Annotated in this window: 8 protein-coding genes; 3 read left to right on the plus strand and 5 right to left on the minus strand. The window is 72.3% G+C overall.

Going from position 1 to position 15,776, the window contains the following annotated elements:
- Positions 1-35 precede the first annotated feature (35 nt).
- Both K8556_RS12245 and K8556_RS12250 read left to right on the plus strand, forming a co-directional pair.
- Entirely contained in the window at positions 36-2,927 is a 2,892-nt protein-coding gene (locus tag K8556_RS12245; RefSeq protein WP_223740232.1) for a CARDB domain-containing protein, read from the plus strand.
- A gap of 378 nt (positions 2,928-3,305) precedes the next feature.
- Positions 3,306-7,436 (plus strand): CARDB domain-containing protein, encoded by a 4,131-nt coding sequence (locus K8556_RS12250; protein ID WP_223740233.1) that lies wholly within the window; start codon positions 3,306-3,308, stop codon positions 7,434-7,436.
- Between the two features lie 87 nt (positions 7,437-7,523).
- On the opposite strand, the gene K8556_RS12255 is transcribed toward K8556_RS12250, so the two are convergent.
- The 5 genes from K8556_RS12255 to K8556_RS12275 all read right to left on the minus strand — a co-directional run bounded on the left by K8556_RS12255 (position 7,524) and on the right by K8556_RS12275 (position 12,987).
- Positions 7,524-8,498 (minus strand): NAD-dependent epimerase/dehydratase family protein, encoded by a 975-nt coding sequence (locus tag K8556_RS12255; RefSeq protein WP_223740234.1) that lies wholly within the window; start codon positions 8,496-8,498, stop codon positions 7,524-7,526.
- Between the two features lies 1 nt (position 8,499).
- On the minus strand, positions 8,500-9,036 hold the full coding sequence (locus tag K8556_RS12260) for a hypothetical protein (protein WP_223740235.1): 537 nt from the start codon (positions 9,034-9,036) through the stop codon (positions 8,500-8,502).
- A 58-nt stretch (positions 9,037-9,094) separates the two neighbouring features.
- A complete protein-coding gene (locus K8556_RS12265) occupies positions 9,095-10,639 on the minus strand; it encodes a DNA polymerase Y family protein (protein ID WP_223740236.1) in 1,545 nt (514 codons plus the stop codon).
- Positions 10,640-10,658: 19 nt separating this feature from the next.
- Complete coding sequence (locus K8556_RS12270; protein WP_223740237.1) at positions 10,659-11,513, minus strand: ImuA family protein; 855 nt, start codon at positions 11,511-11,513, stop codon at positions 10,659-10,661.
- Positions 11,514-11,769: 256 nt separating this feature from the next.
- Complete coding sequence (locus tag K8556_RS12275; protein ID WP_223740238.1) at positions 11,770-12,987, minus strand: vWA domain-containing protein; 1,218 nt, start codon at positions 12,985-12,987, stop codon at positions 11,770-11,772.
- Positions 12,988-13,257: 270 nt separating this feature from the next.
- On the opposite strand from K8556_RS12275, the gene lon reads away from it, so the two are divergent.
- Complete coding sequence (gene lon / locus K8556_RS12280) at positions 13,258-15,717, plus strand: endopeptidase La (protein WP_223740239.1); 2,460 nt, start codon at positions 13,258-13,260, stop codon at positions 15,715-15,717.
- Positions 15,718-15,776: the final 59 nt, after the last annotated feature.

The following is a 15,776-nucleotide window of genomic DNA, read 5'->3' on the forward strand; positions in this document are numbered from 1 at the left end:
TATCGTCGCCTTCACCCCCCAGCCCAGGAGTCTGCATGTCTCGGCGTACGCCGCCATGGCGGTATTCGTGTCTCTTCATCACGGGCGCGCTCGCGCTCACGGGTTGCACGGACGGCTCCGTGCCAGAGGAAGCGCCCACGTTGGAGCAGCAGGCCCGCGCGCTCCTGCCCGGCCCGGACCTGCGCATCACGGAGCTGAGCGCTCCGGACAACGCGGAGCCCGGCCAGCCCATCACCGTCACCGCGAAGGTCTGCAACGCCGGTGACCAGAATGTGTATTCCAACACCACGCTCCAGGTGTACCTGTCCACCACGTCCACGCAGCAGGTGCCGGGGCCGGGGACGCCGCCGCTCACCGTCCAGAGCACCCAGGGACAGACGGACGTGGGGCCGGTGTACGCAGGCCAGTGCGTCAGCCGTTCGCTGAGCATCTCCGTCAGCCCGCCCTCGGGCTTCACGGGCAACGGCGCCTACTACCTGGGGGCCAGCATCGACACGCAGAAGGGGGTGTCCGAGTCGGACGAGACGAACAACGGCTTCGTCCGCGGCCTGATGGGCGTGGGCTGGCGGCCGGACCTGGTCGTCACCCGGGTGGACGCGCCGGCGAACCTGGCGCCGGGCCAGTACGTCACCGCCTCCGCGACGGTGTGCAACGTGGGCACGGATCCCAGCCCCAGCGGCTCCGTGCAGCTCTACCTGTCCACGGTGAACGGGCTGACGGTGCCGCCGCCCTCCGGTCCGCCGCCCACCACGCAGGTCCTGATGGGCGCCGCGAGCGTGAGCAGCCTGAACGAGGGCCAGTGCCGCACGGTGCCCGTCAGCGGCACCGTCCTGCCGCCGCCCACCTCCGTGCCGCCCGGCACGCCCCTGTACCTGGGCGCCATCGCGGACGCGCCGGGGAGCGTGCTGGAGCTGCGCGAGGACAACAACACGTTCGTGCAGGGCCCGGTGGGCGTGGGCAACGGCCCGGACCTGATCATCCGCTCCGTGACGGGGCCCGCGAGCGTGCGCCCGGGGGATCCGCTCCAGGCGACGGCGACGGTGTGCAACACGGGCTTCCAGTCCGCCAACACGGTCGACGTGCGGGTGGTCCTGTCCTCGGCACCGTCGCTGGCGGCCCCGTCGACCCAGCCCCGCCCCATGACCGAGATGCCGGTGGCGAACTTCAGCGTGCCGTACCTGGGCGCGGGCCAGTGCGCCACCCGCACGGTGCAGGGCCCCGCCAACAGCCCGTACGGCAGCCCCATGGATGGAGCCCTGTACCTGGGCGCCATCGTGGACCTGCCCCAGGGCGTGCTGGAGCTGCGCGAGGACAACAACACCCGCGCGGACTCGCGGGTGGGCGTGGGGTCCCGGCCCGACCTCACCGTCGTCGCGCTGGAGGCCCCCTCCCTCGCGCCGCTCTACGGCCCGTTCACGGTGTCCGCGAAGGTCTGCAACGTGGGGACGACGCGCTCCGCCGAGGTCCCCGTGGAGGTGTACGTCACGAACGAGTCCTCGCTGGACATCGCTCCGTCGGGTCCGCCGCCCATGACCGCCGTGCTGATGGGCATGGCCCAGGTGCCGGCGCTGGAGGCGCGTGAGTGCGTCACCCGGCGGGTGACCGGGAGCGCCGGCCTGCCTCCCGGGGCGGTGATGCCGAACCCGGTGCTGTCCGTGGGCGCCGTCGTGGATCCGCGCGCGGCGCTGCCGGAGCTGCGCGAGGACAACAACGTGTCCGCCCTGTCCCGCATCGGCCTGGGGTCCGGCCCGGACCTCGTCGTGCGTACGCTGACGGCGCCTTCCAGCGTCAAGTTCGGCACCTCGCTGTGGACGGACGTGCAGGTCTGCAACGAGGGCACCCTGTCCACGGGGCCCTCCACGGTGGGGCTCTTCCTGTCCACCACGCCCACGGCGGTGTCCCCCACGCTGGCCCCTTCGCCGTTGTCCCAGGCGCCGGTGGGCACGGTGGAGGTGTCGCCGCTCGCGGCGGGCGCCTGCGCGCTGTACCCGAAGACGGTCTCCGTCATCCCCCCGCCGGAGGCCACGCCGTCACAGCCGCTGTACCTGGTGGCCCTGGCGGACGTGAACCAGCAGTTCGTGGAGCCGCGTGAGGACAACAACCTGCGCGCCGCGGGCCCCATCACGCCAGGCAACGGCCCGGACCTGGTGGTGACGGACATCACCGGCCCCTCCACCGCCAGCCCCTACGGCCCCGTCACGCTGAACGTGACGGTCTGCAACGTGGGGACGGAGCCGGCGGGCCCCGCGCAGGTGATGGGCGTCCTGTCCACGGAGGAGGCGCTGTCCACGCAGTCGCCGCCTCCCGCGCCCTCCGAGACCGTGGTGAACGTGGCGCCCGTGCCGGGGCTCGCCGTGGGCCAGTGCGTGACGACGCCGCTGAGCGGCCCCGCGTCCCTGCCCTATTCCGCCGACCCCAGCAGCCCCCTCTTCCTGGGGGCCCGCGTGGACAGCGCCAACCAGGTGATGGAGCTGCGCGAGGACAACAACGCCCGCGTGACGTCGCGGCTCATCCTGGGCAACGGGCCGGACCTGGTGGTGCGCGCGGTGACGGCGCCCACGGGGCTGCCGCAGTACAGCTCGTTCAGCGCGCAGGTGCAGGTCTGCAACGAGGGCAACCAGCCCCTGTACGGCTCCGTGCCGCTGGACCTGGTCATCTCCACGGAGACGTCCCTGTACGTGCCCGGCCAGGGCCTGCCCCCCTACACCCAGGTGCAGAGCCCCGTGGGGAACGTCATGGTGTCCGCGCTGGCCTCGGGCCAGTGCACCACGCTGCCCGTGCAGGGCTTCGTGGTCCGCCCCTCCTCGGCCCTGTCCGGACAGCCCCTCTACCTGGGCGCCCTGGTGGACGCGCCGGGCTCGCTGCTGGAGCTGCGTGAGGACAACAACGCGCTGACGATGGCCACGCCCATCAGCCAGGCGCAGTAGGCCTTCCGGGAGGAATCACAAACCTCCTCACCAGGATGCGCCGGCCGGGATGCCCAGGCGTCCCGGCCGGCGTCTGCCTTTTTTCAGGGCCACGATGGGTTGGGTTTGAATACCCCGGGCTGTCCGCCGTTAAGGGAATCCCCTGGATGTCCCCGCGACGTTGAACCGGGCCCGGCGGCCAGCGCGCGTGGGGACGTGGGCCGGGGTCTTCACGAACCCCGGCCGGCGTTTGCCTTTCCCAGGCCACGCCTCCGTCACGATTGGTTTGAACCGCATCGGCTTTTCGCCGGCGAGGGCAGCGCTTTAGTGCCCTCACGGCGTCGGTCCCGGCCCGGCTGCCGGCGCTTCACGGATTTCACACACCCCCAAGGAGAACACATGCAACGGCTCTCGCCGTCCTGGAGACGCGCATGCCTGCTCATCACTGGCACGCTCGTCATCACCGGCTGTGGAAGTGAGGGCGCGTCGTCCGGCGCGAACCCCGCCCGCGGTCAAAGCCATTCCCTGGACCACGGCTCGGACCTGGTCATCACCGCGCTTCGCGCCCCTGACAGCGTTCGCGACGGGGACCCCTTCACCGCCACCGTGAAGGTCTGCAACCAGGGCTCCGCGGCCGCGTTTCCCCAGAGCGGCGGCACGTTCCTGCAGGTGTACCTGTCCACGACCGCCACCCAGCAGGTGCCCGACCCCAACGCTCCGCCCCCGACCCAGCAGATCACCGTGGGCGAGACGGACGTGGGGCCGCTGGAGGCCCAGCAGTGCGTCACGCGCACCGTGACCGCCAACGCGCTGCCGCCCCCGGGGCAGCCCGGCACCGCCTTCTACCTGGGCGCCAGCATCGACACGCAGCAGCGGGTGCAGGAGCTGGATGAGACGAACAACGGCTTCGTCCGCGGCCTGATGGGCCTGGGCCTGGGCCCGGACCTCGTGGTCTCCGAGGTGAGCGTCCCCGCGAGCGCCCGTCCGGGAGCGCCCTTCCTCGCCGACGTGCGCGTCTGCAACGTGGGCACGGCGCCCTCGTCCGACTCCGAGGCGGAGCTCTACATCTCCACGCTGGACACCCTGAGCCTGCCCACGCCGGGCGCGCCGGTGGATGTCCAGGCGCCGATGGGCGTCGTCCCCGTGCCGCCGCTGGAGGCGGGCCGCTGCCTCACGGTCCGGACGCAGCCGTTCGCCCAGGTTCCCCCGGCGGCCACGCAGCCCGAGCAGCCGCTGTACGTGGGCGCCATCATCGACCCTCAGCAGCAGCACACCGAGCTGCGCGAGGACAACAACACGCGCGTCGCGGGCCGGATGAGCGTGGGCTTCAATGCCGACCTGGTGGTCACCGGCATGACGGGGCCCTCCAACATCGATCCGGGGCTGCCGTTCTCCGGCTCCGTGACGGTGTGCAACGTGGGCACGGACCCGGCCTCGGGTGTTCGCGTGGACATGCTGCTCTCCACGGAGGCCTCGCTGTCCGCCTCGCAGGAGCCCGGCTCCCCGACGGAGTCCTTCGCCGGGGAGGCGTACGCACCGGGGCTGGATGCCGGACGGTGCGCCACGCTGCCGCTGTTCGGGAACGCGTCCCTGCCCGGGGCCTTCCAGCCGGACGCGCCGCTGTACCTGGGCGCGCGCGTGGACGGGATGCAGTCCATCTCCGAGCTGCGTGACGACAACAACACCTTCACGAAGGGCGCCGTGGGCGTGGGCCATGGCCCCGACCTGGTGGTGCGGGCGCTGAAGGGGCCCGCCAACCTCCCGGAGCACTACTCGTTCCCCGTGGAGGCGCAGGTCTGCAACGTGGGCACCAGCGACATGATGGGCTACACCCGCCTGGAGCTGTTCCTCTCCACGGAGGACACGGTGGCGCTCCCGCCGCAGTACGGGCCGTACCCCACGTCGACCCAGGTGTCGGTGGGCGAGACGGAGGTGCCCTTCCTCGCCGCCGGCCAGTGCCGGACGCTGATGGTGGGCGCCCAGCGCAACCTGCCCTGGGGGGCGCAGCCGGGGCAGCCCCTGTACCTGGGCGCGGCCATCGACACGTTCAGGAACGTCCAGGAGCTGAACGAGGACAACAACACGTTCACCCAGGGGCTGGTGGGCACGGGGCCGGAGGCGGACCTGGTCATCACCGACCTGAAGGCGCCCGCGAACCTCGAGGATGGCCAGGCCTTCACCGCGACCTACACGGTCTGCAACCAGGGCAACTCCCCCGCGTCCTACTACGGGGTGTCGCTGTTCCTCTCCACGGAGACGGCGCCGCCCGTGTCGCGGCCGTATCCGGCGCCTCCCGTGTACTCGGAGCCGCAGCGGGCCTACGCCTTCCAGGGCCGCGCCCAGCCCGACCTGCCGCTGGCGCCCGGGCAGTGCACGACCCAGCGCTCCACGTTCTACGCCACGCGTCCGGTGGACGTTTGGCCGTCGCCGTTCGCGCGCCCCCTGAACCTGAGCGCGGTCGTGGACCTGCAGGGGTTCGAGCCGCGCCTGGACAACAACGGCTTCGCCGCGGGCATCCTGGGCCTGGGCTACGGGCCGGACCTCGTCGTCAAGGAGCTCCAGGGGCCCGCCAGCGTGCGGCCCGGGAGCACCCTCACCAGCACCGTGAAGGTCTGCAACGTGGGCACCGCGTCGATGAACCAATCCGCGAGCGTGGCGGTCTACGTGAGCACGGAGGACACCCTGCTGGCGCCCAACCCCCTGCCCTTCCCGTCCGCGCAGATGGGGGGCGGCCAGGTGCTCGTGGGTGACGTGTCCCTGCCGCCGCTGGGCGCGGGCGCCTGCGCCACGCGGCAGGTCACCGGCTTCGCGAACCCGCCGCCCTACGCGGCGCCGTTCCACCCGCTGTACCTGGGGGCCGTCGTCAACCCGGACGCGATGTCGTACGAGCTGCGCTGGGACAACAACACCCGCGTGGCGGGCCCCCTGAGCGTGGGCTACGGGCCGGACCTGGCGGTCACCGCGCTGGAGGCCCCCGCCACCGTCGCGCCGTGGGAGCCGTTCGCCGCCACCGTGCGCGTCTGCAACCTGGGAACCGATCCCTCCAACTCCACCGAGGTGGCGCTCGTCGTGTCCCCGGAGGAGACCTGGGCCCTGCCGGATCAGGGCCATTCGTGGCTGTTCCCCTACCCGAACCAGAGCGTGGCGGGGTACCTGAACGTCGCGCCGCTCCAGGCCGGGCAGTGCGTGAGCTCCATGGGGATGGTGTCCGTCGACCAGCCCTATGGGAGCACGCCGGGGCAGCCCCTGTACCTGAGCGCCGCCGTGGATCCGGCCCTGAACCGGATGGAGCTGCGCGAGGACAACAACGTCTTCGTGCGGGGGCGTCTGGGCGTGGGGTGGGAGCCGGACCTGGTCATCACCGCGGTGACGCCGCCCGCCAGCATCCAGGAGGGCCGGCCCTTCACCAGCACCGTCACCGTCTGCAACCAGGGCTCCCAGGCCACGTCGTACGGCCCGCAGGTGACGTTGCACCTGCTGAGCCAACCCGAGCTGTCCCTGCCAGCGCAGTACGGGGCTCCGCCGCCTCCCGAAAACCTCCTGGGCGAGGTCTCCCTCCCCCAGTTGGGAGCGCACGCCTGCATCACCACGCCGGTGCCTGGAAACCTCTACGGGAGCACGGGGCCGGAGCCGCGGACGTACTACGTGGGGGCCATGGTGGACCGGAACTGGAACATCCAGGAGGTGCGCAAGGACAACAACACCTTCGTCGGGCCGCGCGTCGGCGTGGGGTCCGCGCCGGACCTCGTCATCACCGCGATGGGCGGGCCGGCGAACATCGAGCCCTCGGGCCAGGCGCAGGTCTCCGTGACCGTCTGCAACCAGGGCACGCAGCCCTCCTCCTCGCGGATGGTGGAGTTCTTCCTCTCCACGGAAGCCACCCCGCCGGAGCTGGACCTCCCCGGAGGGTTCCCCGCGCCGGGCTCCAGCGTGTCCCTGGCGGGGACGGTGGACATCCCGGGCCTGCCGGAGAACGCGTGCATCACGCGGGAAGGCACCTTCCAGGCCAACACGCCCCCCGCGGAGCCGGAGGCGCCCCTCTTCGTGGGAGCCGTCGTGCGCGCCGGGTACTCCGGTGAAGAGCTGCGCACGGACAACAACGCCTTCGTGCGGGGCCGCATGGGCGTGGGGTTCGCGCCGGACCTGGTCGTCACGGAGGTCGCCGCGCCGTTCGCCGTGCGTGGGAGTGAGATGTTCTCCATCACCGTGACGGTCTGCAACCAGGGCACGCAGCCCTCGGCGGGGACCAGCCAGGTGGAGCTCCTCCTCTCCACCCAGCCCACCCTGGCGTTCTTCGACGAGTTCCCGTCCTCCTCCACCCAGGTGCCCCTGGGCGCTCTGGACGTGGGCTACCTGGAGGCCGGGGTCTGCGCGGCGCGCCAGCTCTTCACCTCCACGTCCACGCTGCCCGGCTACCAAAGCTCCGGGCTGTTCTACCTGGGCGCGCTGGTGGACTCGCAGCGGTCGGTGATGGAGCTGCGCGAGGACAACAACGCCTTCGTCGAGAACTTCCTCGCGGTGCTGCCGTAGCCCTTCCCCACGGCACGTAGGACACGCGGGCGTCGGCCGGGGCCTTCACGAGCCCCGGGCGGCGCCCGCCGCCGTTTCACGCGGGCTTCAGCGGGAGGTGGCGCTCCACTCGCGGTACCACGCCACCAGCCGGGCCACGCCCTCGTCCACGGACACGCGCGGCCGGAAGCCCGTCAGCGCCTCCAGCCGTGAGGTGTCCGCCCACGTGGAGACCATCTCCGCGGGCGCCGGGGGCACGGACGTCACGCGGGCCTTCGCGCCCCAGTGCCGCTCCAGCAGGCCCACGAAGTCCCCCAGCGCCACCGGCTCGCCATGGCCCACGTTGAGCAGCCGGTGCGGGGGGCTTTCCGACGGCGGCCGGTCCAGCACGCGCAGCACGGCCTCCGCCACGTCGTCCACGAAGGTGAAGTCGCGCCGCATCCGGCCGTCGCCGTGCAGCCGCAGGGGCTCCCCCTTCGCCAGCGCGCGCAGGAAGAGCAGCGGCGCCATGTCCGGGCGCCCCCACGGGCCATACACCGTGAAGAAGCGCAGGCCGCTCGTGGGCAGCCGGTGCAGGTGGCTGTACGCGTGCGCCATCAGCTCGTTGGCGCGCTTGGTGGCGCCATACAGGTTGAGCGGCTGATCCACGGGCGCGTCCTCGCGGAACGGAGCGGGCGTGGCCGCGCCGTACACGGAGCTGGAGGATGCATGGACGAGGTGCTGGACGCGCGCCTCGCGGCAGGCCTCCAGCACGCGCACGAAGCCCGTGACGTTGGTGTCCGCGTACGCCGGGGCCTCCGCGTCCGGGGCCCGCACGCCCACGCGCGCGGCCAGGTGCACCACGCCCTCCGGACGCGCGGCGGTGAAGGCCTGTCCCAGCCGGGCCGCGTCGGTGATGTCCCCGGCGAGGAAGGTGAAGCCGCGCGCGCCGGCCAGCCGCTGGAGGCGCGAGCGCCGCAGCGCCACGTCCCCGGGGGCCGCGTCCAGCGCGTCCAGGCCCACCACCGTGTCGCCCCGGGAGAGGAGCCGCTCGCAGACGTGGGCGCCGATGAAGCCCGCCGCCCCCGTCACCAGCACCCGCATGTCACGGCACCACCTTGACCGCGTCGATGACGGCCCGGCGCAGGAACGAGTTCCAGTCCGTCGCGGACTGGTAGGCGCTCACCACGGGCTGCGAGCGGAACGTGTCCGTCCAGAGCACCTGGCCGTTGGGGTCCACCATGCCCAGCCGCAGCACCACGTCCACCCGGTTCAGCACCGCCGCGCCGGACACGTCCAGCCAGTCCAGGATGACCACCACCGCGGCCTCGGCCTTGTTCTGCTGGATGAAGGACGCCACCTCGTCGGTGAGCGGGACCGGGGCCTGGGACTGGCGCGTGGCCACGACCTCGAAGCCGCGCGAGAGCAGCTCCGCCTCCGTCTGGCGGGCCAGCACCGTGCGCGGGTTGCTCTCACCGATGATGTCCTGGCGGAACGAGCCCGTGGGCAGCACGTCCACGCGCGAGCCCGACACCACCACCACCTTGCGGATGGCTCCCTCCGGGCGCACCTGCCGGGCGGCGCAGGCCGGAAGGACGAGGAGGGACACGAGGAGCAGCGGGAGGAGTCGTGCGGGGCGCATGCCGTCACGCTAGGCCACAAGCGGCGGGGCCTCCACCCCGACCGCACCCGCCCGCCCCTCAATCGAACAACCCCTGCAGGTAGAAGTCCCCGTCCCGCCCGTCCCGGTACACCCAGGCGGGCCCCAGCCCCTCGAAGTGCACGCGGTAGTAGTCCCGCTGGTACGGGGTGTCCGTCCACCACTCACCCCCCAGGCGCTCCGGCCCCGCCATCGCCGTCACCCGGTGCCGCCGCCCCGCGAGCCGCGCCGCCAGCAGCTCCCCGGACGCCGCCACCTCCGCGTCCAGGCGGGCCGGCCGGGCGAGCAGCCGCGACGGCCGCTCCCGGGCGGCCCCCGCCTCGCGCCAGACGGTGATGGGGGCCCCGGGCCTCTCACCCTCCGGCGCCGGAGCCAGCGCGCCGGACGGGGACAGCAGGCCGCGCCGCGTCTCCGGAGGATGGAAGGCCCGGGGCGTGTGCGCGGACTCCGGCCGGTGCACCGCCTCCAGGGACGCGGCGAACAGCGCCTCCTCGCCCAGCGTCGTCGCCAGCCGCGACAGCACGCCCTCCAGGGCCGCGTCCCCCTCCGGCGCGTCCCCCAGCGCCAGTTGCTGGCCCAGGTCCTCGTCGTGCGCGTCCACCCGCACGGCGACCTCCGCCACCGGCCGCTCCAGGCGCAGCTCCCCCAGCCGGTGCCGCGCCAGGTCCAACAGCAGCTTCGCGCGCGCCGTGGGCCGCGCCAGCAGGAGCGGCACCTCGGCCTCGCCGGTGGGGTCCAGGCGCAGCAAGAAGGTGAGCCGCACCGCCGCCCGCTGCCGCCCGGACAGCCGCGCGCCCAGCCTGTCGAGCAGCGTCTTGAGCGCGAACTGCACGGGCTCGAAGGTGTCCGCGGGCGCGTCCAGCACCACCCGGTCCTCCAGCGCCTCCTCCAGCGGCTCCGGCGTGAAGGGCGTGTCGTCCACGCCCCGGCACCGGGCATGGGCCCGGGCCGCGGCCGCGCCTCCGCGCGCCGTCACCGCCCCGGCCGGCAGCGCCGCCACCTCGCCCAGCGTGGACAGCCCCAGGGCGCAGAAGGCCTTCGCCGCCGCGTCCTCCAGCGCGCCCAGCGGCAGGGGCGCCAGCGCCCTCGCGCCCTGCCCCTGGGGCACCACCTCCACCCGCCGGGAGCCATGCCGCGCCAGCGCCCGCGAGGTGAACGCCTCCGACGCCACCGTCACGTGCGCCCGGTAGCCCTGCTCGCCGCAGACCTCCAGCACGCGCGCGCCCAGCTCCCGCTCGCCCCCCACCAGGTGCGCCGCGCTCGCGTCGAACCACAGCCCGTCCGGCGCGTCGCGCTGGAAGCCGGGGCACAGGCCGAGCAGCGACTCCCCCAGCGCGGCCAGCGCCTGGGCCTCGTCCTTCAGCCGGTACGGGAAGTGCCGCAGCCCGGGCTCCAGCGCGGTGGCCGCCGTCAGCGTCATCCCCGGCCGCACGCCCACCTTCAGCGCGCGCGTGGAGGCGAAGGCCACCCGGCGCTGGCCGCGCACCTCCTCCACCAGCACCAGCGGCTGTCCCGCGAGCGCGGGCGATTCAATGACCTTGCGCTGCACCGGGAAGCGCGTGACGTACAGGTAGCCCCTCCGCATGGCCCCCCCTCCTTACGTGTCAGCGGCCGGCCGGGGACAGCGCGCTCCCCAGCGAAGGCATGGGCGCGTCCCGGCCGGGGCGCTGGCCCAGGATGCCCAGGCCGTTGCGCACGCGGTCGGCGGCGTCCCGGTAGAAGCCCGGCCCCGCGTCCCCGGACGCCTCCACGTCCACGTCCAGCAGCCGCGCCCCGGCATCCAGCCCCACCTCCGGGTAGAGCTCCCGCCAGGGGCTCACGACGCGCGTCCCCACGCCCCCGCCCCGGCTGCGCTCCAGCTCCACGGACCAGCCCTGGACGCCCCGGGCCTCCAGCCGCAGCCGCGCGAGCCCGTCCGCGGGCGCCTCCGGCGACGTCAGGAGCAGCACCAGCGCCCCGCCCCGCGCCGCCGCGTCCGCGAGCTTGCGCGCCTCCGTCAGGGCCAGCCGCTCCGGACGCCCCGGGGCGCCCACGCCGAGCGTCAGGTCCACCACCACCGCCGTGAAGGCGCCGCTGCGCGCGAGCTGCACGGCGGCCCACACCCGCTGCGCGAAGGCCTGGGGCCGCACGACGAGCAGCCGCTCCAGGTCCACGCCCAGCGCCGCCGCCGCGGGGGGATAGAGCTCCTTCGGGCCGTCCACCCACGCGCACAGGCGCAGCTCCCGGTGCGCGGACGCCACCGCGCGCAGCGCCAGGCTGGTGCGCCCCGACGCCGCCTCGCCGCACAGCTCCACGGAGGTCCCCAGCGGCAGGCCCCCTTGCGGCAGGAGCGCGTCCACCGCGTCCACGCCCGTGCGCAGCACCGACAGCGCGCGACGGGGCGCCGCCTGCAACTGGCGGATCCGTTCGCGCAGCTCCTCCACCACCGCCAACCCCGACCGTTCGACCGCCGCGCCCATGGGGCCTCCTCGAGTCGCGCACCCGCCACCGGCGCGCGCATGGGGCCAGTATCCGAAGCCGTCTGACACCCGAGCAGGCGGCGTTCCGGGCGCGCCGGACCTGTCGCGTCGGGTGCTCCGCTCGACGGACCGGGGCGGATCCGCGCGCATGGTTTTTCTGGCACCGGACATGACAGGTCACGTGCGGGGCCACGAAAAAGGGCCCCGCGTCCTTCGCGGGGCCCTCCGGGTGAGGCGAGCGCGGATCAGCTCCGGGCTACCCGGCGCACAGCACCTTCACCTCCACCTTCGTGTCGCCCACGCGCCGCAGGCACGGGCCCAGGAAGAAGATGCGCGCGGAGCGGTCGCCGCTGGGCGGCTCGTAGCGGAAGTCGCCGTTGGCCGCCGTGCACGTCTGCACGGAGCCGTCCGCGCGCGTGACGTACACCACCGCCAGCCGCGGATCCGGCAGGTTCACCACGGCCACGCTCTGCGCCACCGTGGCCAGGTCCGCGATGTCCAGCAGCGTCTGCCGGTAGCTGGGCTTGCAGATGGAGTCCAGGTTCGCCCGGGTCGCGTCGAACGCCTTCGCCATGTCGCTCTGCCGGTAGCCCGGCCCGTAGGACGTCGGGCAGTCGACGTTGCGCACGTAGGCGGTGCCGCCCGTCGTATCCACGGTCAGCTCCGCGCGCTTGTCCGTCACCGCCACCGGCCCGATGGTCGCCCACAGCACCTCGCGCGACGCGCCCCGGCTGTCATGCAGGCCCTGGAAGTCCTGGTAGTACTCCCCCACCGGGGTCAGCTTGTCCCCCTGCTCCGTGCACGAGTCCACGGTCCGGTCCACGCCCAGCCCCACCGGGGGCGGCCGCTGCTTGGAGCTGCAATCCTCCTCGTCGGACACCACCACCACCAGCAGGCGGGAGTCGTCCCGCAGGAAGCCCCCGTTGCCCCCCTCCTCCAGCGGCTGGGTGGCCAGGGGCGAGGCGACCGCCAGCCGCACCGCCTCGAAGGGCGCCTCCTGACCGCTGCCGGAGGTCCCCTGGTCCACCAGGCGCTGGAACTTGGGCAGCAGCAGCGGATCCGACCCCTCGATGAAGCGCTCGGCGGTGGGCTGGTTCGCGTCGTCCCGCACCGGCTGCAGGCGGCCCTCCTGATCCGGGAAGGAGCGGATGACGTCCCCCCCGTCCGGGAAGAGCTGGCGCTGGTACACGGAGGTGGTGATGACCCCCACGCGGAAGTCCTGGGACACGCCGTTGCCCTCCTTCAGCGCGGCCAGGAAGGCGGGCAGCTCCGTCGCGATGCCCTGCTGCTCCTCGCTCATGGATCCCGAGTTGTCGATGACGAAGAGGATGTCCGTCTTCTGGGGGGCCACCACCGGAGGGGTCGCCTCGCAGGCGTCCGGGACCGTGGAGCCGTCGTCATCCACGGGGGAGTGGCAACCGAGCGCCAGGAGCGCGGACAGCGAGACCAGGTGGGCGCAGGTGTGGAGCTTCACATCGTCCTCCAGTGCGGGGACGCGCGCTCGCGCACCGCATCAGGCGTGAGAGGGGGCGAGCATGCCCCACCCCTTCGCCGGACGCGAGACTTCTGGGCCGTTACATAGAGGAGCGTCGTACAGAAGACGAGGCACGGAAATAACGCACATCGCGTTTGCCATGTCCCGTTTGGTTGTTACGTTGGTTCATCCGCCGCAGAAAACAACCGGATGGTTCACCGGCCCGGCCGCTTGCTGACCGGGTTCAAGCAAGGAAGAGGCCGAACTCCTATGTCTGACGAGAAGAAGAAGGGCACCGCGGCCAGCGCCATGCCCACCGCGATGGCCCCTCCGGGGCTCATCAACAAGGAAGACATCCCGCAGGTGCTGCCCATCCTGCCGCTGCGCAACAGTGTCTTCTTCCCCGGCGGCGTGCTGCCCCTGGCCGTCGGCCGCCAGAAGACGATCGCGCTGATCAAGGACGCCGTCCGTGACGACCAGGTCATCGGCGTCGTGACGCAGCGCCGCGCCGAGGAAGAGGATCCGGGCGCGTCCGACCTGTACACGATGGGCACCGTCGCCCGCATCGTGAAGCTCTTGAAGATGGGCGAGGACAACTACTCGCTCGTGGTCCAGGGCCTCGCGCGCTTCCGCGTGATGGAGCTGGTCCAGGAAGCGCCCTACCTCAAGGCCCGCGTCGACGCGGTGGAGGACAAGACCTCCAGCGAGAACGTCGAGGTGGAGGCCCTGGGCATCAACCTGAAGAAGCTGGCGCGCGAGGTCATCGAGCTGATGCCCGAGCTGCCGGCCGCCGCCACGGAGCTGGTGGAGAGCATCACGCACCCGGGCCACCTGGCGGACCTCATCGCCGCCAACGTGGACGTGCCCATCGAGGAGAAGCAGGCCGTGCTGGAGACGGTCGACCTCAAGGCGCGCATGAAGCTCGTCCTGGAGCTGCTCAACCGCAAGCGGGAGATCCTCAAGCTCTCCAACAAGATCGACTCCGCCGTGAAGGGCGAGATGTCGAAGACCCAGCGCGAGTACTACCTGCGCCAGCAGCTCAAGGCGATCAAGGAAGAGCTCGGCGAGATGGGCGAGGAGGAGGAGGAGCTCGACGAGCTCCAGGAGCGCCTGAAGAAGGCCGCCCTGCCCCCCGAGGTGGAGAAGGTCGCCCAGAAGGAGCTCAACCGCCTGAAGACGATCCCGGCGGCCTCCAGCGAGTACACCGTCGCGCGCACCTACCTGGACTGGATCGCGGACCTGCCGTGGTCGAAGGTGTCCGAGGACAACCTCGACATCGAGAACGCGCGCCAGCAGTTGGACAAGGATCACTTCGGCATCAAGAAGGTGAAGAAGCGCATCCTGGAGTACCTGGCCGTCCGCAAGCTCAAGAACGACATGCGCGGGCCCATCCTGTGCCTCGTCGGTCCCCCGGGCGTCGGCAAGACGTCGCTGGGCCAGAGCGTGGCCAAGGCCACGGGCCGCAAGTTCGTGCGCCTGTCGTTGGGCGGCGTGCGTGACGAGGCGGAGATCCGTGGCCACCGCCGCACGTACGTGGGCGCGCTGCCGGGCCGCTTCATCCAGAGCATGAAGAAGGCCGGGACGAAGAACCCGGTCATGATGCTGGACGAAATCGACAAGCTGGGCGCGGACTTCCGCGGCGACCCGAGCGCGGCGCTGCTGGAGGTGCTGGACCCGGAGCAGAACAGCACGTTCAGCGACCACTACCTGGACGTGGCGTTCGACCTGTCGAAGGTCATGTTCGTCGCCACGGCGAACCAGTTGGATCCCATCCCCGGTCCCTTGCGTGACCGCATGGAGATCATCGAGCTGACGGGCTACACGTTCGAGGAGAAGCAGGCCATCGCCCGCATCCACCTCGTGCCGAAGCAGCTCAAGGAGCACGGCCTCAACGGGGACCACATCGAGGTGCAGGACGACGCGCTGCTGATCCTCACCACGTCGTACACCCGCGAGGCGGGCGTGCGTAACCTGGAGCGCCGCATCGCGGACATCTGCCGCGCGGTGGCGGTGGAGGTGGCCGGCGGCAAGCTGGAGAAGCAGGTCATCGGCGCGGAGCGCGTGAAGGAGATCCTCGGGCCCGAGACGTTCTACTCGGAGGTCGCGGAGCGCACGGAGGTTCCCGGTGTGGCGACGGGCCTCGCGTGGACCGCGGCGGGCGGCGACCTGCTCTTCATCGAAGCGACCAAGATGGCGGGCAAGGGCGGCATGACGCTCACCGGCCAGTTGGGCGACGTGATGAAGGAGTCCGCCACGGCGGCGCTGAGCTACCTGCGCAGCAAGGCGGAGGCGCTCGGCATCAACCCGAACTTCCTGGAGAAGACGGACATCCACCTGCACTTCCCCGCGGGCTCCATCCCCAAGGATGGTCCTTCGGCCGGCGTCACCATCCTGACCGCGCTCACCAGCCTGCTGACGGGCATCCGGGTGCGGCACGACACGGCGATGACGGGCGAGGCCACGCTGCGTGGCCTGGTGCTGCCGGTGGGCGGCATCAAGGAGAAGGTCCTGGCGGCGCACCGCGCGGGCATCAAGCGGGTCATCCTGCCGGAGCGTTGCCGCAAGGACCTGATCGACGTGCCGGATCAGGCGAAGAACGAGCTGGAGTTCATCTTCGCCACGAAGATGGACGAGGTCCTCAGCGCCGCGCTGGAGACGTCTCCGTTCAAGGAGGGCGCCGCCATCCAGGCTCCCACCACGGACACGCCCCCGGCGGAAGTCCGGGCGTAACGAGGTCCAGGGTTTGAAGTGACGCGGGCAGGTTCCCTTCACCGGGGACCTGCCCGTCG

It is taken from the genome of Corallococcus sp. AS-1-12 (assembly GCF_020036995.1).
Taxonomy (GTDB): Bacteria; Myxococcota; Myxococcia; order Myxococcales; family Myxococcaceae; genus Corallococcus.